General features: G+C 37.7%; 12 protein-coding genes. All 12 read right to left on the bottom strand.

Annotation, left to right across the window (positions count from 1 at the left end; genetic code table 11):
* Window positions 1–2,478 (bottom strand): glycoside hydrolase N-terminal domain-containing protein, encoded by a 2,478-nt coding sequence (locus tag WC623_RS20515; protein WP_372854615.1) that lies wholly within the window; start codon window positions 2,476–2,478, stop codon window positions 1–3.
* Window positions 2,479–2,487: 9 nt separating this feature from the next.
* Complete coding sequence (locus tag WC623_RS20510; RefSeq protein ID WP_372854613.1) at window positions 2,488–4,953, bottom strand: glycoside hydrolase family 2 TIM barrel-domain containing protein; 2,466 nt, start codon at window positions 4,951–4,953, stop codon at window positions 2,488–2,490.
* Between the two features lie 170 nt (window positions 4,954–5,123).
* Window positions 5,124–6,002 carry an AraC family transcriptional regulator gene (locus WC623_RS20505; RefSeq protein ID WP_372854611.1) on the bottom strand — a complete coding sequence of 293 codons (879 nt, stop codon included), beginning with the start codon at window positions 6,000–6,002 and terminating at the stop codon, window positions 5,124–5,126.
* 112 nt (window positions 6,003–6,114) lie between these two features.
* Entirely contained in the window at window positions 6,115–7,920 is a 1,806-nt protein-coding gene (locus tag WC623_RS20500; protein ID WP_372854609.1) for an alpha-L-fucosidase, read from the bottom strand.
* A 13-nt stretch (window positions 7,921–7,933) separates the two neighbouring features.
* Window positions 7,934–10,486 (bottom strand): DUF5703 domain-containing protein, encoded by a 2,553-nt coding sequence (locus WC623_RS20495; RefSeq protein WP_372854607.1) that lies wholly within the window; start codon window positions 10,484–10,486, stop codon window positions 7,934–7,936.
* The gene (locus tag WC623_RS20490; RefSeq protein ID WP_372854605.1) at window positions 10,483–12,534 is read right to left on the bottom strand and encodes a DUF5696 domain-containing protein; all 2,052 of its coding nucleotides are present in this window, start codon (window positions 12,532–12,534) and stop codon (window positions 10,483–10,485) included. Before WC623_RS20490 ends, WC623_RS20495 begins: the two co-directional genes overlap by 4 nt.
* Before the next feature lie 64 nt (window positions 12,535–12,598).
* Entirely contained in the window at window positions 12,599–14,158 is a 1,560-nt protein-coding gene (locus WC623_RS20485; protein WP_349785074.1) for a RagB/SusD family nutrient uptake outer membrane protein, read from the bottom strand.
* 10 nt (window positions 14,159–14,168) lie between these two features.
* The gene (locus tag WC623_RS20480; RefSeq protein ID WP_372854603.1) at window positions 14,169–17,489 is read right to left on the bottom strand and encodes a TonB-dependent receptor; all 3,321 of its coding nucleotides are present in this window, start codon (window positions 17,487–17,489) and stop codon (window positions 14,169–14,171) included.
* Window positions 17,490–17,758: 269 nt separating this feature from the next.
* Window positions 17,759–18,910 carry a FecR family protein gene (locus WC623_RS20475; RefSeq protein ID WP_372854601.1) on the bottom strand — a complete coding sequence of 384 codons (1,152 nt, stop codon included), beginning with the start codon at window positions 18,908–18,910 and terminating at the stop codon, window positions 17,759–17,761.
* 141 nt (window positions 18,911–19,051) lie between these two features.
* Window positions 19,052–19,633, bottom strand: a complete 582-nt coding sequence (locus tag WC623_RS20470; protein ID WP_372854599.1) for an RNA polymerase sigma-70 factor — start codon at window positions 19,631–19,633, stop codon at window positions 19,052–19,054.
* A 20-nt stretch (window positions 19,634–19,653) separates the two neighbouring features.
* Window positions 19,654–20,859: an alpha/beta hydrolase family protein gene (locus WC623_RS20465; protein ID WP_372854597.1), complete on the bottom strand. Its 1,206-nt coding sequence runs from the start codon at window positions 20,857–20,859 to the stop codon at window positions 19,654–19,656.
* Between the two features lie 75 nt (window positions 20,860–20,934).
* A complete protein-coding gene (locus WC623_RS20460; protein ID WP_372854595.1) occupies window positions 20,935–25,014 on the bottom strand; it encodes a two-component regulator propeller domain-containing protein in 4,080 nt (1,359 codons plus the stop codon).
* Window positions 25,015–25,090 lie beyond the last annotated feature (76 nt).

Here is a 25,090-nt window from a genome sequence, read left to right as displayed (position 1 = left end):
TTAATTCAAATTAAAAACATATTCCTTACCAGCATCTGTGTCCACATCATATTCTATTATGGGTTTTATCCCTACAGCTTTTAACTTGGCTTGAAAAGAAATTATCGGTTTTTTCACCTCTGGTGTTTCGTAAAACGGATTGGTATTTAAGCCTTTTGCTAATACGAGATCCCGACTTTTAAGTTCCATATCCTTGTTGATACGCAACCTGCATTTACCTCCTATTTTCGATCTGACTTTAAGTCTGATCAGTTTATTGCTTTTCCAGGCCATATCAAGAACAAATCCACCACGAGCTACCAGACCTGTTATTTCACCTGTAGGCCAGTTATCTGGTATTGCAGGCAACAAGTGTATCGCGCCATCATGCGATTGCAGCATCATTTCAGCAATTCCTGCTGTACAACCAAAATTACCGTCTATCTGAAATGGCGGATGCGCATCAAGCATATTAGGATAAGTACCTCCGCCTTTTGTATCTACACCTTCTATACGACCACCAACCAGTTTTAACTGATCGGTAATGAGTTTATAAGCATGATTACCGTCTAAAAATCTAGCCCAAAAATTAACTTTCCAACCCATAGACCAACCCGTAGCAGGATCACCCCTATAAATCAAAGAAGTTCTGGCGGCATCAAATAACTCTGGTGTTCTTATTGGAGATATCTGATTACCTGGATACAAGCCATATAAATGAGAAACATGACGGTGTTTATCATCCGTACGGTCTGAATCATGCATCCATTCCTGTAGCTGACTATACTTTCCAATTTGCATTGGCGCCAAACGCGCTAATGTATTTTTTAAAATCTTTCTGAATTCTGAATCAAGACCTAAAATTCCGGCTGCTTTTTCTGTTTTGGTAAACAAGTCAAACAGAAGCTGATTATCCATAGTTGTACCAGCTGCAATAGAAATGCGTTTACCAGGAACATAAGTATTTTCAGGTGAATTAGAAGGTGAAACCACTAACCATTTATGCGTTGGTTCCTCCTGTAAAACATCTAAATAGAAATCACAGGCTCCTTTCAACACGGGGTAATATTCTTTTAAGAAATTCTGATCACCAGTAAACATATAATGATCCCACAAATGCTGGCTTAACCAATTTCCACCCATTGGCCATAAGCCAGCATAAGGCCTATCTACCGGACCAGTAATTCGCCAAAGATCAGTATTGTGATGCGTGACCCACCCTCTCGCACCATACATTACCTTAGCGGTTTCCTGTCCCGTAACAGAAAGATCTTTCAACATTTTAAATAAAGGGTCATGCAATTCTGAAAGATTGGTAACCTCGGCAGGCCAATAGTTCATTTCTGTATTGATATTGATGGTATACTTACTATCCCATGGCGCCAGCATTTTATCATTCCAGATACCTTGTAAAGTAGGTGGCTGGTTACCTGGTTGCGAGCTTGAGATGAGTAAATACCTGCCAAACTGAAAATAAAGTGCAGTAAGATGTGGATCATTTGTTTTTGCAAATTCCGCTATCCGTTGATCTGTAGGTTTATCAACGGCACTATTTGCTCCAATATCAAACTTCACTCTGTTAAAGTATTGCTGATAAAATTTAATATGATTGGCCAAAGCCTCAGGATACCTTCTTTTAATCGCTGCAGTTAAAAAAGCTCTAGCCTTTAAAGCTGCATTTCCACTCAGATCGTTATACTTTTTAAAATTTGTAGCAATAGAAACATATACTGTAGCTGTATTGGCATTTACAACCGTCCATATATTATCTTTTAAAGATGCTTTACCTCCCTCTACAATTGTCTTTACCTGCGACTCGAATTGAATCTGCCCTTTTTCTCCTTCATGATCTGCTGTCAGCCCAGCATAAACAAGGTTCCCATTTTCCATTTTTAATCCACCTTTTTGAGGAGAATCCATTGTTGCAGTAAAGGATATTTTTCCTGGTTTGCTTGCTGTTAAACGTATAATCATTACCTGATCAGTAAAAGAAGATAATATTTCTCTCTTATACTTTACACCATCCAATTCGTAAGTAACTGTAGCTACGGCCTTTTCAATATTTAAATCACGATAGTAGTTTTTAGCCTTTTCATGTCCATCGAAATTCAGAAAAAGATTTCCAACGGGCTGATATATCATTCCACTGTTTCTCTTTGGAAACATTTCTACATCTGCTAAAGCCTGTGCTTCTTCAAATTTTCCTTCAAAAATCAATTTCCTTAAGGCCGGAATAGCAGCCCCTGATTCAGCAGTAATATTGCTATTTGGACCGCCAGACCATACTGTTTCTTCATTGAGCTGTAATTGTTCCTTAGCAGGTCCACCAAAAACCATTGCTCCTAAACGACCATTCCCAATAGGTAGGGCTTCATTCCAATTATCAGCGGGCCTATTGTACCATAATTTCAATGTTTTGTCAATGTTAGGTTGACTAAATGCACTTGAACTGCTTATTAATATAAACCCAACAAAGAGGATTAAGTTTTTGATCATCATGTTTTACGTTTAATTAAGCGGAAGAAAGCTAACCTGTATTCCATCAGCTTTTACACTTGCCACGCTTTTACCTTTATTCAGGTTCACACTGATCACTGCCCTTCCATTGTAAAGTTGAACCTTACGTGAACCATCAGAAGTACCCTGATCGTCAATAAGTGTTCCTTCACCCGTTAAACCGAATGTCACGTAATTACGGGCATCTAAACACAATATATTATTTTCATCATATAATCTCGCTTGTATTACTGCAATATTATCTTTCTCAGCTATCTTCTCAAGGAGCAGCTTTGCGGGCTTAGTCCATTTTGCCGTTTGGTATTCCTGTGTAATCTCATCGATTATTTCTTTACCTTCTTTGGTCTTAGCAATAACCTTTATTTTATTCTCCCCCTCCTTGTATTTTATCATCCACCTTAGTCCAGCGGCTGGATAGTTCTGACTGTTACGCCTCTTTTTACCCATGCTTTTGCCATTTACAAAAAGCTCAGCTTCTGTACAGTTAGAATATACTTTAACCATTTTCTCTTCTCCAACATCACCCCATCTAACAGGCCATGAATGTCCGTAGATACGTACCATAGGAGCCTTTGTCCAATACGACTGGAAAACATAGTAAGACTCCTTCTTAGTAAAATCTCGTTCAACTACTCCTTTTTGATTCATGTAAGGTACAGGGTTATCAGGACGAACAGGTGTAGAGAAGTCTTTAAATGGCCAATAGGCTGCTCCAGTTAACCAAGGCATCTTTTCCTGTTCTTTTAAATGCCAGTCTATCAGATTAACAATATAGCTCTCACTCCAGTCTCCATCTTTGGATACCCTTGCACTTCCCCCAAATAATGACGCATCTCCGTCTCTTTCATCTGCTCCTCCACCAGTTTTCACTAAACTAAGGGCCTTATCAGGGCTTTCAGAATGTCGCCCGGCATGACTGTCGCCTCCCCATTCCACATGTAAAAAATGATCTACTCTTTCAAATTCCTTTTTAGATGTTTCTTTGTATTCTGTATATATCCCTCTGTACCATCCAGCCCAAATAGATGGAGAATATACATCAACAATATCTTTACAGAAATCACATCTTCTTATGGCAGTTTTTCTTGAGGGGTCTAACTTATGTGAAAGAGCATTTAGTTCTTTCATAAAAGTTCTAATTTTTTGTTCATCAAATTCGTTGAAATCATTGGGCCAATCATTTTCATTTCCCAATCCCCAGATGATTATCGAAGCATGATTATAATGTTGTTCAATCATATTGGTCAACATTCTACGAGCCTGTTCTTTGTAAACTTCACCACCAAGTCCGCCACGACACCAAGGTATTTCTTCCCAAACCAAAATCCCCAGACTATCACACAAGTCTAATACAATCCTGGATTGTTGATAATGTCCCAGACGAATAAAATTTACCCCCATGTCTTTCATCATCAATAATTCCTCCCGAATCATATCTTCAGTCATAGCCGCAGCTACCCCCGCATGATCTTCATGCCTATGCGTTCCTCTCAATAGTAAACGTTTTCCATTGAGCTTGAAAGGCCCTTTTTTAACAAATTCAAAATTTCGGAATCCTATTTTCTCCTGATGAATATGTGTATCTCCTTTTGCTGTGATGCTTGTTTGTACAGTATAAAGGTTTGGAGATTCCGGCGACCATAATTTCGGATTCTTAAAACTCATTTCCCATAAGTCCTTATCACCAAAAAAAGCCTTTATTTCATTTCCCCAAGTAGCGATTATCTTTCCTTGTGGATCTTTAACTTCAATTTTTACAGAAACAGTGTCTATTCCCATAGGATTTAACAACCTGCCAGAGATACTTAGATTTCCTATGGCACCTTTTTCGTCCACACTTGCTGCTGCAAAAATCTTATCAAAAGATACTTTAGGCACATACACAAGATTCAAATAGCGATATATACCACCATAGACATTAAAGTCAGACAAATCTGAGGGAATCATTTCTAAATCTCTGGTATTATCACACCTGATTTGCAGTGGTACTTTACCTTTAAAGCGGGTTTTATAAGCCTCTGTTTTTTTAAATGCACTTACTGCATCAGTAATATCAACAGTCCATTCATCATAGCCACCTACATGTTCTGCTACTTTAGTATCATAAATATAAACCTGGGTTTTCTGACCTGCCCCTTCAAAATGCAATAATGTTCTGCCATCTATATAAGGATTTTTCAATTCCAACTGCGTACGATACCAACCTGGTCCCTGATAATAGTTTTCATCAGGATCAACGGAATTAAGCGCATTAAAACAATGTGGTAAACTTACATTCTGCCATAAAGGAACCGTTTCCGGACTACCTTCTTTTGCAGGTCTAATTGCCTCCCAGATTCCACCTAAATCACCCTTTAAATATTCCCAATTGTTAATCAATCTTTGATTATTCTGCGCGGAAAGGTACTGACTGCATAATAACAGTCCTAAAAAAAACAACAGCTTAACTCTCTTCACTTCGTATGGTATCTAAATAATTTATATTTGGTTTGCGCATTATTAGTCATTGCTAAATTGCTGATAAGCCTTAGCATTTTGTTTGACCCTTTTAGCTTATTCATCAGCTATCTTGGCATAATATCCCCTATCCCGCAAGCAGGTTAATCAAAAAGTATGTTTTTAATTAATTAAGCGCAGGCGCTCACAAATTCTTTCTGATAAGATAAAGGACTCTTTCCGGTAATTTTCTTAAAGCATTTATGAAAGCTTGCAAAGTTGTTAAACCCACTGTTATAACAAACTTGCTTAAGATTCAGGCTGTCTTCTATTAGTAACTTACACGCCTGCCCCACTTTAACTTCTATTAAAAATTGAGAATAAGTTTTACGGGTACGCGATTTAAAATAGCGGCAGAATGAATTAGGACTAATCCTGGCAACTTCTGCTATTTCATCCAGATAGATCTTGTTTTTAAAATTGGCATAAGTATAGTCGTAAATATCATTAATCCTATCTTTCTCGATCATTTCCAGGTCGTAGTGAAAGCCTACAGAAGAAAGAACTTCCAATTGACTCGATTTAGCAATTTCTACCAATGCCTGCATTAATATAATAATACGTTCTGTACCTTCTGCTTTAAGCATCTGTGTAATCAGTTCTGCGACTTTGGCTTTATTCTTACCTGTTACTTTGACCCCTCTTTTTGCTTTTTCAAGAATGTCTTTTAACAATTTATTTTCTGGAAGATTTATAAAGCTATCACCGAATAAGTTTTCACTAAAATGAGCTACACGTACATCGGCCTGTGCCGGCTTGGTATCAGTGGCAAAATAAGCCTCATCAAACCTCCAATAGTGTGGTAAGTTTGCACCTAATAACACGATGTCTCCCGACTTAAATTTTTTAATGCTATCACCTATAAATTGAGTACCGTCTCCTTTATTAAAATAGATTAACTCTATTTCCTGATGATAATGCCATTTATTGTTGATACATGGTTCCAGATCTTGCCTTACACTAAATGAATGGGCTGGCTCCATTGATACTTTCAGTAGTTGTGCTTTCATAATCAGTTTATTTATATTTGGTAAGAGCTAATTTATGACAGCAACAATTGAGAAAGGGGCTAAAATCTTAAAAGAAAAGGGTGAAATTCTTAAATTCCACCCTTAAAAGGCCTTATTTAACAGGTTCAACTAAAACTGCCTTCAACTTAAATAGTTCTTTTCCATTTTGCAAAGGATGAATGGATATGGTATAGTTTCCTCTTTTTGCAAAGGTTGTTGTAGCTACATTATGATCAATAAAAGGCAGTGGTGCTTTTCTGTCAAATTCTGAAGTACGTAAGGTACGGAACAAAAACTCCTCGCCATTTACTTTCATAATCCCTTCTTGTTTAGCACTTTCTGGAGCACAGGAATATTGTAATGTTATTTTATAATCACCAGGTTCTACAACACGAATATCAAACTCAATTTGATCAGAAATATCCTTCATGTCAGTTACACAAGTAGTATGCTTCCAATCACCATAGTAATGGCTATAGGTCAGGCTCCTGGTTTTGGTATTTCCCTTTGTTTTAGCAAAAATAGCCTCGACTTCATTCTTTTTGAATTGACTCGACACAGTAACCGGAACAGTTAAATCATAATCCTTAATGTTACCAGTATACTCCATTACAAAAACGGTATTTGCTGCATCCTGATCAAATTGTGTTAAGCTAACCCAAACATCATCACCTTCATTTTTCCATGTCAAAGCTTGTTTACTCCCAAGAGGATAAACCCTTATTACTTTTCCTTTAAAATCAGGAATCAATAGCATACCATTTGCAGGTCTATTTAAAACATGTAAATATTGTTTACCTGGTTTCGATGTACTCACGCCCCATGGTTGTGCAGGAATCAAACCGGCAGTAGAGGCATAAATACTTTCCCCGTTTTTATCAAGCCACTTACCAGTTTCACGTAGAAATTTTGCGGAGTACTCAGGGATATTTCCTTCACCATCCGGACCTACATTCAACATTAGGTTACCTCCTTTTGAAGCGACATTGGCCAAAAGCCTAATGATTTCATGAGGAGTTTTAAAGTTCATATCATGTTTGATATATCCCCAGGAGTCATTATGGGTATAAATAGATTCCCAGGGTCCTTTTATTGGTGTTGAAGGCACTTCTGAATCACCAAAATCTCTATAATCACCCAAACCATGACCAACCCGGCTACTGAATAAACTTTTGGGTTGTAATACACGTAAATCGTTGACAAAAGTTTGGGTTTGTTCTTTCGTCATCCCTCCCGGAGTATCAAACCATACGATACCCAATGGCCCATAATTGGTTAAGAGTTCTTTTAATTGAGGTATGGCTTTTTCCTTATAGTATTTTTGATAATCTTTTTTTGATTCATCAAAATCCCAGGTGTTTTTACCTCCATCTGGCTCATACCAATCCTGAAACTGTGAATAATAGAAACCAAATTGGATACCACGCTTTTCATTAGCTGCAGCCAATGCTTTCATTGGATCTTTTTTGTAAGGAGTTGCATCAACAATATCAAAGTCGGTTACTTTAGAGTCGTACATTGAAAATCCTTCATGGTGTTTTGCAGTGATCACCATGTATTTGATCCCTGCATCTTTAGCCAGGTCTGCCCATTCATCTGCATTAAATTTTACAGGATTAAAACTTTCAGCAACTTTTCTATAGTCTTTAACCGAAATTCTGGCTTGATTCATAATCCATTCGCCACTTCCATAATAACGTTTTCCATTCCACTCACCCGCTAGTTTAGCGTACAAACCCCAATGGATAAACATCCCAAACTTGGCTTCTTTAAACCATTGTATATTTGGATGTTGTTTTTCTGAGGCTCTGTTATCCCACATTTCATCCATGGTTTGTGCATAAAGTGGAATAGTAATACTACAAAGCAATGTAACTGTCAGTATTGTCGTGATAGGTTTTCTTCTATGTTCAAGCATCTTGGATTTTACATTAATTTACATTTTGTTTAAACTGTTCAGGAGTTTTACCTTGGGCGACTAGCACTAAACGATCATCTTTCTTGGTGTTCAATACAATCAGGTCATTACGTTTTGCTGTTTCTCGTTTTCCATTCCGGTAAATAACTGCTGTTTTTCCGGGCCAGGGATTTCTGATCCTGCAGGTAGCACCAGATTGCGATAACAACTCTACAAATTCTATCTGCCCTTGTTTAATAGAAGAAGTGACCAGGAAATTACCACGGGCAAGCATAGTATATTTGGCATCCCAATTATCCGGCCATGCCGGGAATACACGCATAATTAAATCAGCGCCCGGACTTGGAGGTGCGGTTTGATTTAAACCCAACTGTATGGCGTCTGCAGCTCTTCCTAAACGTTGAATATTGGTGGTATAATATCCTTCACTCACATCCATTCTATTTGCCATCACTTCATGTTTAGGATCTCTTCTGATCTGATTAGGAACCAGATATTTGATTGCCTCTTTACGGCCCAGCATTGCTCCCGCAGCCGGAATTTTAGAAAGGACATAGGGATAAACAGTCTTGTTGATTCCATTCGGAAAATAACCATCGTAAGTATTTTGTGCAATTTTAAGCATGGCAGGGTCAGACTCCAGGTTACACAAATCAAAAAACCATACAGGCATGGTATTACCATCAGGCTTACGTTGCCCGTTTCCTTTTATCCATGGTGGTAAAGAACCAACCCAGTATTCCTTTTGACCTACTAAATCCGGATAACTTTTACTGGTCGCTAATGGCGAAAGGTTAGTTATAAACTCCTTCCAGACAGGGCGCATTTCTTTGTCCAGTCCAAGGATCTCTGAAGCTTTGATCAGGGTTGGAAATATCCCCATCATAGATGAAATTTCCTCGACAGTATTGTGTCCTCCCCAAATCGATTCATTATCATTTACATGACGGATATGGTATTTACCATCGGCTTCTTTCTTCACATTCGGAAAATTGCGATAAAACTCGGCCATTCCCTTTAGCATTGGATAGGCCCGGTCCTTTAACCAATTTAAATCTTGTGTATACTCGTATTGTTGCCAGTATTGATAAGCCAATTTAGCGCCTCTTGAAAAGATATGATTTACCGGACTATATGCCCCTTCACCTCTATTGGCAACTGGCCATCTGCCGGCAACCCAGGTCGTATCTTTACGCCAGTTCCAGCGACTAAAAAATGGTTGTTTCGTTTCGGCATAATCTATAAACTTTTGCGTCCTTTCCTGCCAAGGCTTTTGCTTCAGATATAGTTCACGCATCTCTACAGCAATATCATCCGGGAGTTCCTCTACCCCATCAAAAGAAACTGTTTCTGGTATATATATACCTTTACTTCCCCATTGCTGAGCAGCACTTTTTTCAAACGATGAAAAGGCTTTGGTATATAGATTAAACATAGGATCCAACAGCTCTAAGTGATTGGTCGGAAATAAAGCATTATACAGACAACTTTGGTTGGCACCCCAATAAGCACTTCCCCACTTTCGCGGATCGCCACCGGTTGTCCACAGCATTCCATTAAATTTAGTCGGATAGTCGCCTCTTGAGCTAGCAGCCATCACATATAGATAGTATGTGTAGTTTTGCTCGACAAAATTGGCCTCTCCATCTGAACTCTTCATACTGATGAAAGATTTAGACCAGAAATCCGCCCACCACTGCTGATTTGATTTGTACAATCCTTCGAAACCAAGACTTTTTGCAGCTTCAAGCTTTTTAATAGCGGTGGCTGTTAAATCTACTGATGGATCAAAGCTGGCAGCACTGGCTGTATAGACGGTAAAATCTTTCTGTCCTGATCCACTGAGCAGCCTTACTGTGGTTTCATTTGCCAATTCAGCAGTTACTGCTGTTCCTTGTATGCCCATTACTACTGCAGAACCGCAATAATAATCATCTTCTTTAAATGCTTGTGTAAGTACAATGTATTCACCATGAACACTTATTTTTGATATCGCAGTATGATTGCCTCGGTTCGTAACAGGGTTTCTGAACATTCTCAAACTCGCTGTAAATGCTGCATTCAATTGTCTTTTATCACTGATATTCACTGCCATCACATCTTCCTTATTCCAGATCAATGTTTTGGTTTTTATATCCTTTCCCTCAGTGCTTACAAGACCGTCGTAACAGTACAAATGTTGTTTAAAATCGGGCTTATTAAATACCGGAATCCCAAAATCAAGGTCAACAAAAGCTGCTCCTCCTCCATATTCTGTATTGCGCTGAAAAAAATTATTAGTGGCCGAATTTGAGCCAAAAATATCTACCCTGTTCAGCTGCATTTTTAACTGAGCAGGTGTAGTCCACAATAGCGTCCCTATGGTACCATTACCAACAGGCATTCCTGCTTCACTAGTTTTAACAGGTTCAACATAATCCAGATCCGCTCTTGATACCAGACTTTTATAGTCAATGTTGATCAACGTAGATCCTTTGTTTTTTGATGCGGTGCCGGGCGACTGGCCCTGCACGGGTAAATTTGCAAGCAAACTGCAAATCCCTAATGCTAATACTTTTTTGATCATTTCGAGTTTAATTCAGGTGATATTTCTACAGTGTTTTGATTCCAGTTTACCGTAACAGTGGTCCCGTCCGAAAACGTACTGCGTTCTATTTTGTAATTCTTATCCAAAAATTCGTGTTTAGTCATTTCCAGCAATGCTACACGCTTACTCAATTCACTCATTTTATCAATAAGTTTTATGGTTTCTTCATCAATTGCTTTTCTAAAAGATACCTGCGGAGTACCACCGTAAAGCAGTCCGCGCAAATCATCTGGATGATATGGAGTTAAAATCGCATCATGATAAACCAAATCCCACAAGGGCAGTGTAATTCCATTTTTAGCACTCAATGGCGAAGAAAAATCAACATAAGGTATAGTCCAGTCGCAGGCCGTTTCTGTTCCTACAAACCCAAGGTTATTTCTAGACCAGTTATAACTTTTAATCCTGTCATTCAGTCCATCAGTACGTGTTGATGGGTGCTGAGGATTAAAATCTTCATCTGGTGGCACATAACCGAACACATCCAGGTAATTGCCTTGAGGATGTATGCCGTGTTTAAACAGCCACTGGTAATTTTTGTTCAAATGTCCATTCATGAAACGGCCACTCAGATAAGCCATTTTTCCACCATCCCAGTAATCCATAAAAGGGATTTTCCCTTCTTTACTATCTCCGAAACGAGTCCCGGGAAACATATTTGGCTGACTACTTTCATCTTCTGCATGAATCGCAAACTGTTTATTGTAAGATGGAGCATCGAGGTAATAGTCGCGATATTGGTCGTGCAAACTAAATAAGTATCCCAGTTCCTTACACGTCTCTGCCAGCCTTTTCATTCCTTCCCATCCCCCTGCTGTTGGGGCTGGAGGTATTGCATCAGGATGTTGGCGGTCGTAGCCCAAATTTGGCCAGCCGGTCAGTACTACACATAGACTTTTTAATCCCATTGCTTTGTACTTGCGAAACTCTTCAGCACGCTCATCAAAGCTAACTAGTTTATACCGGGTATCAGGATCTCTTTTCCATCTTGCACTTTCAGGTTTATAATTGGTAAGGATACTTGAGCGGATAATAGGTGTTCCGATGAGTTCTTTCACGATGGGCTTCCTGGCAATTTTATCTTTCAAGGAAACAAAAAGACCTGTGTTCATTACGTAACTACGGTATCGCTTGGCCATATCCACGTAATTGCCTTCCTGAAAAAAGCACATTCTTGCTGTTCTAGGATAGCCCAATTTACCCAATTGCGGGCGCCAGCGGGGTCCGATTACTGTTGGACCACCGGCGGGGTGACTAAATTGATAGGCCGCATCATCTGGTGTCTCCACAATAACCATCATTGCAGATTTACCTTTTTGAAATCCCCACCAGGACATACTCCAGTCTTCGATTACATTGCTCTGTAATTCGCTTCTGTCGCTTTTGGTAATCACCCCATCCGGATCTGAAGTCCGGATGGGGTGGTAAGCTTTTGGCCAGTTTCTAGGCAACAATACTCCTCTTACATTACTTAGCAGGGTACAATCTATATTCCTTGCATCCAGGGCTGTTGGCCAGTTCAATTCTCTGACTACTGCAATATGTTCTTCAGCAGCTACATCAAATACCAAATCCTCGTTGTCACCCTCTAAACAAATCGTCAGGTACAATTTAAGATCTATATCCGACCAGCCTTGAAGGGTTAACTGCACACCAGTTTTATATCCAGTATCGTAAAGACTAATCTGTTTACTTTTTGCATCTGCCAACCGCAATTTATAAGTCTTTCCCTGGACTTTAACCTCCATATCGTCAGAAGATGAAGGAATCATTGACCAGGTTTCTGTTCCGGCTTTAACTTTAAGTTGAAGATCTGCTTCCCGTAGCGTTACCTGCTGTTTTTTACCAGTAAGGAGCCACTGCCCATTGTCCTGTGTTACTTTAACCGCTGTGGCTCCCCAATCTGCCCTCGACATTTGTTGAGTTCCAGATGTGACTTGTGCGATCGCTGTATTTCCAACAACAAAAAAAGGGAAACACATCAATAAAAAGATATAATAATCAAGTATTATAGGACGTATTTTCATCTATTTAATTTTGTTTAATGATTATCCATTCGTCTTCATATTTCAATTAGTAATTTAAATCACCTTACCGATAAGCGGGATTTTGGAAATCAATCCCCATTTTGTCAACTTCCGACTGTGGAACCGGCCAGTAATAATGTTTATCTTCAAATACACGCGTTACATTCCCTGGGTCTTTAAAACCATTGATCACATCTTTAGCAATTTCCCAACGCTTAATGTCGAAGTATCTTAATCCTTCGAAAGCCAGTTCTACCCTTCGTTCATTACGCACCAAATCTCGCGTAAGTGTGGTTTTAGGTGGCATATTAATCCCTGGTCTGTTACGCACATCATTCAATGCTTTTAAGGCTGTAGCATCCGTAGTTGTTCCTCCGGCAATTTCTGTCATCGCTTCAGCATACATGAGTAAGACATCTGCAAAACGCAATTTAACCACTGCCTGCTCACTACCAGTAGCGCCAGAGTTTCCATTATCTACATTGATATTGATGTATTTGCGTACTCCAAGATTATTCACAGAAGGCGATTCAGCTTTACCTTTATCGATATTATTAAAACCAATGGTTTTGTTATAGGCCCATGTTGCTCCTGGGGTATAAATAGTTAGTTTTAAACGAGGATCTCTGTTCTGGTAAAAATCATTTCGCATCCTGTTATTTGGGTCGTATGACGATGGGACAATAGGTGCAACAGGTTTAGTACCGTCACTCATTTCATAAGCATCTGCTAAACTATGCAAAGGAACCATTGCAAACCTAGAGCCATAAAGCAAGTCCATATTGTGTACTGCATTAGGGCTTAAAGCCCTGATAGAAAATATGATCTCAGGATTATTGTTCTGAGCACCATAAAATATGCCTTCGTAACTGTTGGCTAATGAAAACTTCTTTTCATCTATGACCAGTTTGGCAGCAGCAGCAGCTTCAGGCCACATTTTATTGTATAAACAGATACGGGCTTTTAAAGCCAGGGCTGAGCCTCTTACAGGGTGACCATTGGTATAGGCCGTGTTCGGCAGGCCGACTGCAGCCAGGTCAAGATCTTTAATGATCTTGGCCACCACATCTGCTTTAGGTGACTTCTTAATTTTAAACACATCTGGTCCGAAACCCAGTTCCTCTGTAACCAAAGGCACATCACCATAAATCATGGTCAATTCATTATAAAAGAAAGCTCTCAGGAAATAAGCTTCTCCTAACATCAGGTCTTTCTCAGTCTGTGTTAATGCAGGAACCCTATCCAGATTCCCAATAAACCAATTGCAACGGGCAATACCTTTATAGGCATCTGTCCACATGCGGGATACGATTCCGCCTGTTCCGGAAGTAAGTACACCTCTGGAAATATCCGTGTAATTATCCAGTGTAGAGTTGCTATAGGCATTGTCTGTCAAACTTTCAAACTGCATAGAAGAATAAGAGCTCAGATCAATGGCAAATGCAGGAGTACGCAAAGTACTGTAGCAACCGATCAAAGCCAATTCTGCATCTTTTTTTGATGTCCAGAATGCTTCATTTGTTAATTTATCAGTAGGCTGCTTGTCGAGAAAATCATCTTTACACCCCATAAAACCCATTACTGAAACCATCAGCAATGCATATTTTATATATTTTACTTTCATCGTCCTAATTTTAAAATGTTGTCTTAATTCCGAAGGTATATACATTGGCTTGCGGATAAATGGCAAAACGACCACTGGTATTGTCTAGAATTACGCGCTCCGGATCACCAATAAAATCACTCACTGTAAACAGGTTATCACCTGAGAAATAAACCCTTAGATTTTGCATTCCGATCTTTTTTATGAAGTCATTTTTAAAGGTATAACCAACAACCAGGTTTTTAAGTCTCAGGTATGAAGCGTCCTGAAGCCAAAAAGAAGAAGCAGTAGTGATGGGCGAGTAGTTATCTACATACATGCCGGGTAATTTATTGGTCGGGTTATCCGGGGTCCAGCGATCACGCCAGAATGTTGGCGGTGGCGACCATTGTCTGAAGGCCCCATAGCCCCAATCTGTGGTATATACTTTACGTCCGGCTACACCAAGAAAAAAGGCTGAGAGATCAAATCCTTTATATTCCAGTCCTAAATTAAAACCATAGTTAAAGTCAGGATGTTGTCCGTCGATAACAACCCTGTCAAACGGATCAATTTTCCCATCAGGCACACCATTGGGTCCACTATGATCAGCAAACATCAAATCTCCAGGCTTTGGACTGTTCTGATGTTTTGGTGCAGCATTGATCTGGTCTTGGTTCTGAAAAACACCTATCCAATCTAGCATATACCAGGAATTCCATGGTAAGCCTTCACGACGGATTTTATTGCCTTGAATCTCTTCCGGGCCAAACTTGGTCACCGTATTTTTATAAGTATAGAAATTGGCTCCAATTTCATACCCTACATTTCCTATTTTATTCTTGTGGGCAATAGTGAACTCAAATCCAGTATTTTTCATCGCCCCTGAGTTGACTGTTGGCGGGGCCATTCCCACAAAATCTGGCAATTGGGCTACACGTAAAATATCCTTTGTGTTTTTGTTGAAATAATCTAAAGTACCAGTAAGCTTACCTTTAAAGAAATCGAAATCAAGTCCTACACCAGCTGCAGTAGTTGTTTCCCAGGTAATATTAGGGTCGGATAATTTCTGTGATACAACACCAGTGTTCAGGATGTCATAAATATAGCTACCATAATCCAACAGATTTTGATAAGGATAATTGGCAATATTCTGATTACCCAATTGTCCCCATGATCCACGTAGTTTTAAATTACTAAGCCAATCATTATCTTTCAGGAAAGCTTCCTGTGAAATTCTCCATCCCGCAGATAATGCTGGAAAAACGCCCCAGCGTTTGCCTTTTCTAAATCGTGAAGAACCGTCATAACGAACAGTGGCCTCAAATAGATAACGTTCATCATAAGCGTAGTTTACTCTTCCAAATACGGATTGCAATGCCCATTGGTAGGCATAACCATTAGCCGTTTGTGCATCGCTTCCTCCTGCATCCAGACTTGGCAGATTTGCTGAAGGAAAATCTCTTCTAAAACCTGCCAGCTGTTCATAGTTAAAGCTCTCCTGATTGTATCCACCTACAGCTGAGAAATGGTGTACATTGTTAAAAGTCTCATCATAAGACAAGGTAGCATAAGCGGTATAGTTGATAGACTCTTGCTGAGTTTTACGTAAAGTAATAAATTGGCCTAAATAGTTTTGCTGTGGCTTATATACACCTTGGTTATCTGGTTGAAATAAAAATGTAGGTAATGGAATACGTTGTGCGGTTTGTTTATCTGTATTGTATCGTACAGCTCCTCTGATTTCTCCAACCAATCCTTTTGCCAGATTTAAGTTCATATATCCAATTCCTGAAATACCATATTCTTTATTCAGATCTGAACTCGTTTGCTGCACTGCGTAAGCATTCTGGTTAGTGGTTTCAAAATCATAAGCTTTACTCACTACCCTTCCACTTCCATCAGGTAAATACGGACTCCATAAAGGGTGTTGCGCATAAATACTCAATACCAGGTTTTCGGCATTATCTACCGGATCTCTTCTATCCCCTTGCATGAAATTGATATTGCTACCAAATGTTACAATCTTATTCATTTTAGTTTTGAAGTTCAGAGAAGCGTTATATTTTTTATAACCAGTATTGATAAGAATCCCTTTCTGATCCAGATAGCCTAATCCAAAATTATAAGTAGTTTTACCTTCACCGCCATTTACACTTAAAAAGTGCTGTTGCATACTGGCATTCTTAAACATGAGGTCTGTCCAGTTTGTGTTCGGGAACTGTGCTGAACCATTTCCATTTCTATAGGCATCAATTTGTTCCTGGGTATAAAGTTTACCCATATTCTGTCCCGTCCGGTTGATGCCTTCATTACTCAACTCCATAAACTCGGCAGAGTTCCAGATCAGGTCAGGTACACCAGCAGGTTTTTGTATGCCATAATTATAAGAATACTCGATGTTCATACGACCTTGAGCACCCATTTTTGTGGTGACCAATATTACTCCATTAGCCCCTTGAACCCCATAAATAGCTGCTGATGCAGCATCCTTTAATACAGAAATATTCTCGATCATATTGGGATTGATGTTACTCAATGAGCCGGGTACACCATCGATCAACACAAGTGGATTGTTACCACTGGCACCAAAAGTACCTACCCCATGGATTTGTATGGAAGGATCTTCTTTACCAGGCTGAGCAGAATTTTGGATGATCTGTAAACCGGGCACTTTACCCTGTAATAATACAGAAGCATTGGGTGCAGGTCTTTTAACCAGTTCTTGTGCTGCTACAGTAGCAACAGATCCGGTTAGGTTAACTTTTTTCTGAGTTCCATAACCTACTACCACCACCTCAGTAAGACTTTCATTTTCTTCCAGAAGCACTACATTTAAGGTCTTCAGACCTCCCGTAGCCAATTCCTGAGTGATATAGCCAATATAACTAAATATAAGAGTAGCATTATTTTGGGAAAGGGTGATTGAGTAATTTCCATTTTGGTCTGTCACTGTACCACCATTACTTCCTTTTACTTTGATACTCACCCCAGGCAAAGCACCGCCCTTAGCATCACTTACCTTACCCTTGATTACGTTTTGCTGAGTTTGCAGATTTTCATTTTGTCTGCTTTTTGTTTCCTGTTCTCTGATGATAACAGTTTTGTCTTTTATTACATAGGTAAAAGGCTGGTTTTCAAAACAGCGAATCAGTACCCTTTCCAGTGTCTCATCAGCCACAGCTATATCTATTTTTTTTGCTTTTTTGATATCTTCAAAGTCAAAGAAAAAGTCGTACCCGCTTTGTTTACGTATCTCCTTGAACAATTGTTCAAGTGTTGCATTCTTTTGTTTTAAAGTAATTCGTTGGGCTTTTGATGCCTGAGCGATTTGCAAAAAAGCTGTGATCAATAAAATTGAAGTGAATTTCATTATCAACAGGATTTTATGTACATAGCCTGGAGGCCTACATACAAATTGTTTGTAAAAGTTCATACATTTGATAAGTTGGGTTAAACGAAAAATTAAAGTTTGAGGGTAATCCCAGCCATTTTTACCGGGAGTGGTTGCAAGCACTTCCGGTTTTTTGACCATTACTACATAATGCATGCAGTAATTTATAGGGTTTATACTGCCTACGAAGAGTTTTGCTTAATGATTTTCTTGTTCATATTTGTTTAATTTAGTTTGGTAAAGATTATTTATTTGTCAGCTTTGAGTACCGTAATTCTTTTGCCCTCAATTTTAAAGTGTATTTTCCCTGTAGACTCCATAATGCCTAGTACGGATGAAATATTTTTACTTCTTGAAATGTAACCGCCAAATCTCAAATCATCAAAATCACCTTTATATATCACTTTAACATCGTACCATCGCGCGATCTTTCTCATAATGCCACTAAGCTCCTCCCCATTAAAAATAAAATCTCCTTTTTTCCAAGCTATTACATTTTCGACATCTACATTCTTGACATCGATATTCTCTCCTGTTTTTTCACTTTGCTGTCCGGGCTTTAGTAATCTTGACTGCTCCTTATTTTTTTCTGCATTAAATGACACACGTACAGAACCTTCTAGTAAAGTAGTTTTAACAGATGCTTCATCTTTATAAGCATTAATATTAAAGTGTGTTCCTAACACTTCTACCTGCTGCATATCATTTTTGACGATAAATTTCTGATGTTTACTTTTTGCCACCTCGAAATACCCCTCACCATCAAGCTCTACAATTCTCTTACTACCAATAAATTGTGTTGGATACTTAAGAGAGGAAGCTGCATTTAACCAAACCTTTGTACCGTCTGGAAGATTAACCTGATACTGTCCTCCCTTAGGCGTTTCAATCGTATTATAAAGTGTTTCTTCTTGATTACTTTGTTGAGACAATTTTGACACTTCATATACAAGTGTTCCATCTGCAGTTTTACGAATGGTTAAGCCTGTCTGCTGTTGGATTGTCCCATTTGCAGCATCCGTAAGTGAAATCTTCTGCCCATTTGCCAGAGTTAAATAAGCTTTATTCCCTCCTGGAAGAATTTTTTGTGATTTAACAGTTTTATTCTCTTTCTGGAAAAGAGTTACCGGCGAACGGAAATAAAGTATGGTAGAAAGTGCTAGTATTGCTAAAACAGCTGCAACACGAATAAAAGTATTAAATCGCGTTCTTATCCGTTGCTTCTTTCTATGACTCATCAACGCTTCCCATACTTCCTTTTTAGTATTATCAATACGTTGTTCTTCGGGCACGTGCTGAGTAGATAGTTGCAAATACCAAGTTTCAACAATTGCTTTTTCTTCTTCAGAACAGTTGCCTGCCTTATATTTTTCCAATAGTTGTAATGGATCTTGTTGCATACGTTATATTTGGTTTTTGGCTTTATTAATATTATGACAGGAAAGCACGGGGGTATAGGGTACTTTTTATTTAAAAAAAATAAAAAAAGTATAAATACCTCGTGTAGATTAACTAAACAAGTTATAATAACCTGTCCGGTTTTATAATTGATGATAAATCAAGAACAAATAAGAAATGATGTTTAGTTTTGGCCGTAATATTCTCAGCGCTTTTTTAACGTGTGTCCTAACAGTTTGCTCACTGATGTCGAGCTTTGAGGCAATTTGCTTATAAGAAAGATACTCTCTCCTACTCATTTTAAATATTTCCTTCATTTTTTTAGGAAGAGCAGCAATTTCCTGTTCAATAATCCTCTGCATTTCAAGCTCACGAACATGATAATCTGCCAGTTTAGTATCTCTATCCATAAAGTCACTTAAAGATTCTATATACTTATTTTCCACCTTTTTATGGGAAATAACATTAATAATACGGTTCCTTATCGATGCATACAGGTAGGATGACAAGCTTTGTTCAAAAGAGATATTTTCACGTCGCAACCATAGTACTTCAAAAAGCTCTTGCACCACATCTTTGGCCTCATCCTCATTGCCAAGCATTTTACAAGCGTGTATAAACAGCAAACCGTAAAAACGATCGAAAATTATAGTGTATGCCTTATGATCTCCTTCTTTCAGGAGATCTGCCAGTTCTTCATCGTTAAATTGACTATATGGCAACATACTTCATTTAGATTAAATTTTTATTGAACTACAGACCACTGTAGGTCGGCAGATACTTGTAATCCTCTTTTATCTACTACCGACAAATACCATATAGTAGCAGATGCAGGCACTGTTGTGGTGATCCATTTATTATTCTTAATTGTAACTTCATTCTGCTTCCAACACCTGTCTTTTAATGACTTCAGCGTATCTGTAGTATAATTTATATAGACATTAGCAATTGGTAATTGAGAGTTTACTCTTGCAATAGCATGACCTTTTTTGGTTTGTATATTATCAATTGATGGTAATGGAACTGTATGATTCAGATAGCTGTTAATGAAACTATAAATTTCATTGTTGCCCCAACCATAAGCATGATTATGTTTCAATCCGATTTTAACAGAGAGCTTTTTATTTCTGACTAAATCATAAGACTTAGCATAACTATCTAAAAAGAAATTCCCGTCATTTGTGCCATTAATAAACAACATCGGCATCTTAGCTTTTGAAAGATAATTGGAAGGGTCATATTGTTTTATCCATGTATCCCTGCTACGTTCATCCAATTTATCCAGTTCTTTCTTCATAGCACTATTTTGAAATAGATATCCACAGCCATATACCGGTACTACAGCCTTAAATCGATTATCTATTCCAGCCAATGTGCTGCTGATAATTCCTCCCCAGCTTATTCCAGTCAATGCAGTTCTATTGCTATCTACTCCATTAAAGCTTCTAATTAAATTATGGGCAAGTATCACATCAGCTACTGCCTGATACATCCATTGTTCATTTAACTGCTCTGTGATTGTAAAATATGGGGTTAAACCATTAGGCTCATCAAAGCCACCTTCTATGTGTTTTTTTGTTTCATCATTTCCTCTTAAATCCATTGCAATAGCAAAATAGCCTTTTTTAGCCCAAAGCAATACCCATTTTTTGAAAGCAGTACCACCACCACCGTGTACCAAAACCACAGCAGGTATTTTTTTATCCTCCGATTTATTTCCAGTTAAGATCCCAGGACTTGAGTAATATGCAAAAACGTTTTTAGCATGCCCTTTGTAATTCAATCCTTCATAAACAATACCTATTGCAGAATCTTTCGATAGCACCTTATAATTAGGCACTTTATAAATATCTTTTGAATCCCATATCGTTCCCTTTATTTGAGAATATCCTTCAGGTATTATCCCAAAAATAAAGATTATGGTTATTATAAGATAATATTTGGTTAGCATGGATATCAAATATAACAGATTTTACAGGCTTCATATTGTTAAATATTGGCATTATATTCAAGTATTTTAACAGAATCACACTTCTTCAGTATATTCACTTGGTGTTCTGCCAAACTGTTTTGCAAACTCTTTACTAAAGTATTTGCTATCACTAAAACCTACCATATAGGCCACTTCATAAACCGTGTAAACTTTTTGCTGTAAAAGCTGTGCAGCTCTTTTTAAGCGTACTGATTTGATGAAATTATTAACCGTAAGCCCTGTTAATGCTTTAATCTTCTTGTATAAAATTGGTGTACTCATACCGACTTCCGATGCTAATATATTTACATTAAAATCATCTGTAACAAAGTTCTGTTCAATGATTGTCATAATCTTATTCAGAAACTCTTCGTCAGTGGATTCTATCAATACATTGGAAGGTTGTAAAGTAATTTGCTGACTAAACTTTCTGCGCATACTATTTTGCAGATTTAACAGATTACTAATATTCAATTGTAATACATCAATACTAAAAGGCTTGGTAATATAAGCCTCAGCACCTGTTTTAAGTCCACTTACCTCATGTATGTTCCCTGATCTTGCAGTTAACAAAATAATAGGAATATGACTAGTTCGTAAATCTGTTTTAAGAATACGGCACATTTCAAGTCCATCTCTAACAGGCATCATTACATCACTCACTATAATATCAGGTATTTTTTCAAAGGCGATTTCAGTTCCCTCCTCACCATTCTCGGCTTCAATAACTTGATAATTTTGTCTTATAGATTGTTTGATAAAATCACGTATTTCACGGTTATCTTCAACAATTAGAATGGTAATTTGATCATCAATAACCTTTTCATCAATTTCATCCTGTTCAGGTAATTCTAGTGGTTCTTGTGATAATTGATACAACAAAGGACTTTCTACATCCACAAATTGTTCAACAAGATCTTCCTTCTTAAAATGACTATTTCCGGTTTTTAATTTTAATTGAAAACAAGTTTGGACCTGTTCTTTACTAAAAGAATCATCAGGCATGAGTAAGAGATCACCATGATGCAACATTGCAATCCTTTTAGATAAAGCCAAGCCAATTCCGGTCCCACTATTTCTGGAAAGCGGATCTTTCACCTGATAAAAGTTCGTAAATAATTTATCTCTGCTCTCTTCTGGGATTCCCTTTCCATTATCACAAACCGTAATCTCCACATATTCCTTATCAGATCTTTTAACAGTCAGTATAATACTTCCATAATCAGGAGTGAACTTAAATGCATTGGACAACAGGTTAAAAAAGACCTTTTCTAGTTGCCCCGAATCAAAGTAAACCTCGATATGCTCTTCATTGTTATTAAATTGATAATCAATATGATGCTTTATTGCCAGGTACTGAAAAGACAAATAGATTTCTTTTGCAAATGAAACAATGTTTTCAGGAGTTACATTCAAAGTCATTTTACCGGCCTCCTGTTTTCTGAAGTCCATCAACTCAGTTACTAATCTGGTTAATCGTCCAGTATTCTTTCTAACGGTCAACAGTCTGCGGTTAATCCCCGGATATTCTTTAGTATCGTTAATCAAACGCTCAAGTGGACCAACAATAAGCGTTAAAGGCGTTCTAATTTCATGAGAAACATTTGTAAAGAAGTCCATTTTCATTTGATAAACTTCGTGTTCCTTTCTTAACAGGGCTCGAATCCATAAAAACCTGAATACCAAAAACAGTATTGCAGAAATAGCTAATACATAGAATAGATATGCCCACCATGTTTTCCAAAAAGGTGGGGTAATACGTATGGTCATTTGCTGAGGATGGGATGTCCATAAGCCATCATTATTTGAACCTTTGATTAACAATTTATAAGTTCCTGGTGGTAAGTTATAAAATGTTGCTATGGGCGATTTGACATAATTCCATTCTTTGTCTAGTCCCTCCAGCTTATAAGCATATTGGTTTTTCTCTGCCTTTATATAATTCAGCACGGCAAACTCAATGCTAAAAATATTCTGTGCATGTGAAAAGGTAATTTCATCTGTTAAGCTGATGTTTTTCTTTAACAATTTGCTCTCATCTCCAATTGCAACAGTCTTATTAAAAAGTCTTAGTCTGGTAAAAATAACCTTAGGAACCCTCTTATTTTCTTTAATCTGTTCTGGAAAGAAACTCAGCAAACCACTATATCCACCAAAAAAAAGTTCACCTTTGGAATCTTTATAAAAAGAATTATAATTAAATACGTTCCCTGGCAAACCATCTTCAACGGTATAGTTTTTAAAACCTTTTCGATCAAACTTGGCCAGGCCATTATCGGTACTAATCCATAGATTCCTCTCTTTGTCTTCTAAAACACCAAGGATTACATTACTGGGTAAACCGTCTTTCATCGTATAAAACCTGACTGTATTTTTTGTTGGATCATATCGAACTAATCCACAATCATAGCTTCCAAGCCATATTATTCCTTGAGAATCTTCCTTTATAATATTGATATCATCGAATTTACAGCTTCCATCATTAACTGTAAATGCACGGACTTTATTAGAAACAGGATTAAGGATATATGTCCCTGAATTAGTCGCAATCCAAATATTTTTCCTGATATCTTCATAAAAGTATCTCAGAAACTTTAGATCATGCTGTCGGGCAGGGTTGATATAGGGGTCAAAATTATCATCTTTTTCATTGTAGATAAAAATTCCCTGAGCTCTGGTTCCTATCCATAATCTATTCTGACTATCGTGTAATAAACATATAATCCGATTAGAATTTAAGGCTTTAGGATCTGCATAATTGGATTTATAGCGCCTGAAATTATTAGTTTTGGGTTGATAAACATCTAATCCCCCCTCATAGGTACCAATCCAGACTTCGCCGTTACGTGCTATTGATATGGTCTTGACAAGATTAGAACTTAAGGAAGTTGGATTATCTACATCATGCTTATAACTGGTAAACTTACCAGAGGCTCTGTTATAATAGTTAAGTCCTTCAGCTTCTGTTCCAATCCATAAATTATGAGCGTTATCCTCTACTATTGAACTGACTACATTACTGCTGATTGTATTTTTACCTAAGCTGGTTGTATATTTCTTAAACGGTGTTGCATTAACATGATAAGAATTAACACCACCAAAATAGGTCCCAACCCACATTGAGCCTGTTGCATCCTGTAAAATATCATATATAGAATTATGATTAAGACTTTCCGGATCTTCAGGATTGTGGTTCAAGACAGAGAATTTAAAACTCTCCAGATCAAGGATATTTATACCATGAAGCGTTGAAATCCATAATTTACCATCTGCGGCCATTTTAATCTTTCTGATAACATTGCTACTGATGCTATTTGGATCATCTTTTTTAGATATAAAATGTCTGAAACTGCCTTTTTCCCGATCGAACAGCTCCAAACCATTATTATGTGTACCTATCCATAGATTACGTTTTGAATCCTCATAAACTACACTCAAATCATTATCAATCAAACTATTTGGATCACCTTTCTTATGATAATAAGATTGAAAAACATACTTTCCATTAATGAGTTCCATACTTGTTAAACCATTCATGGTAGCAACCCACATCAGCCCTTTATAATCCTGATAAATGGATTTTACAAGCTGATGAGCTAAGCCCGGAGTATTTGCATCACCCTTTTGAAAGCGACTGAACGTGTCATCTTTATTTAACTTGTTCAATCCGCTATCAGTTCCAACCCATATTTGTCCTGATTTATCTTCAAAGAGACTTCTGATTATATTATGGCTAATCGTGTTTGTTTTTTTTTGATTAGTGACAAAACGCTTGAAAGAATTACTTTCCGGCAGGTATTTATTAAGTCCCTTCTGCGTTCCTACCCATAAATTCCCTTTACTATCAGTCAATAAAGCATTAATATTCTGAGCACTGGTCAATGATGATCGCTTCCCTCTTTCACGCTTATAGATTTCGAAATTTCTGGTATTGTATTTATTTAAGCCATCTTTTGTTCCAAACCACATGAACCCCATACTATCTTGTGCTATAGACAATACACTGCTTTGAGAAAGTCCATCCTCTACAGTTAAATGCTTAAAACTTTTTTTCTCCTTTTGAGCAATTGCAGTACCATATCCATAGACAAGTATGAATAACAAGAATACTTTACAATGGAAATGAGGAGACATCTATAGTATCATTTGGTTTGTGGTAAAAATATGCTTTTACTTTCATATTTATGAAAAGTCTATATAAAAGCAATTG

Source organism: Pedobacter sp., from assembly GCF_041645105.1.
GTDB lineage: Bacteria > Bacteroidota > Bacteroidia > Sphingobacteriales > Sphingobacteriaceae > Pedobacter.
This window is presented reverse-complemented; position numbering and strand designations above follow the sequence as displayed.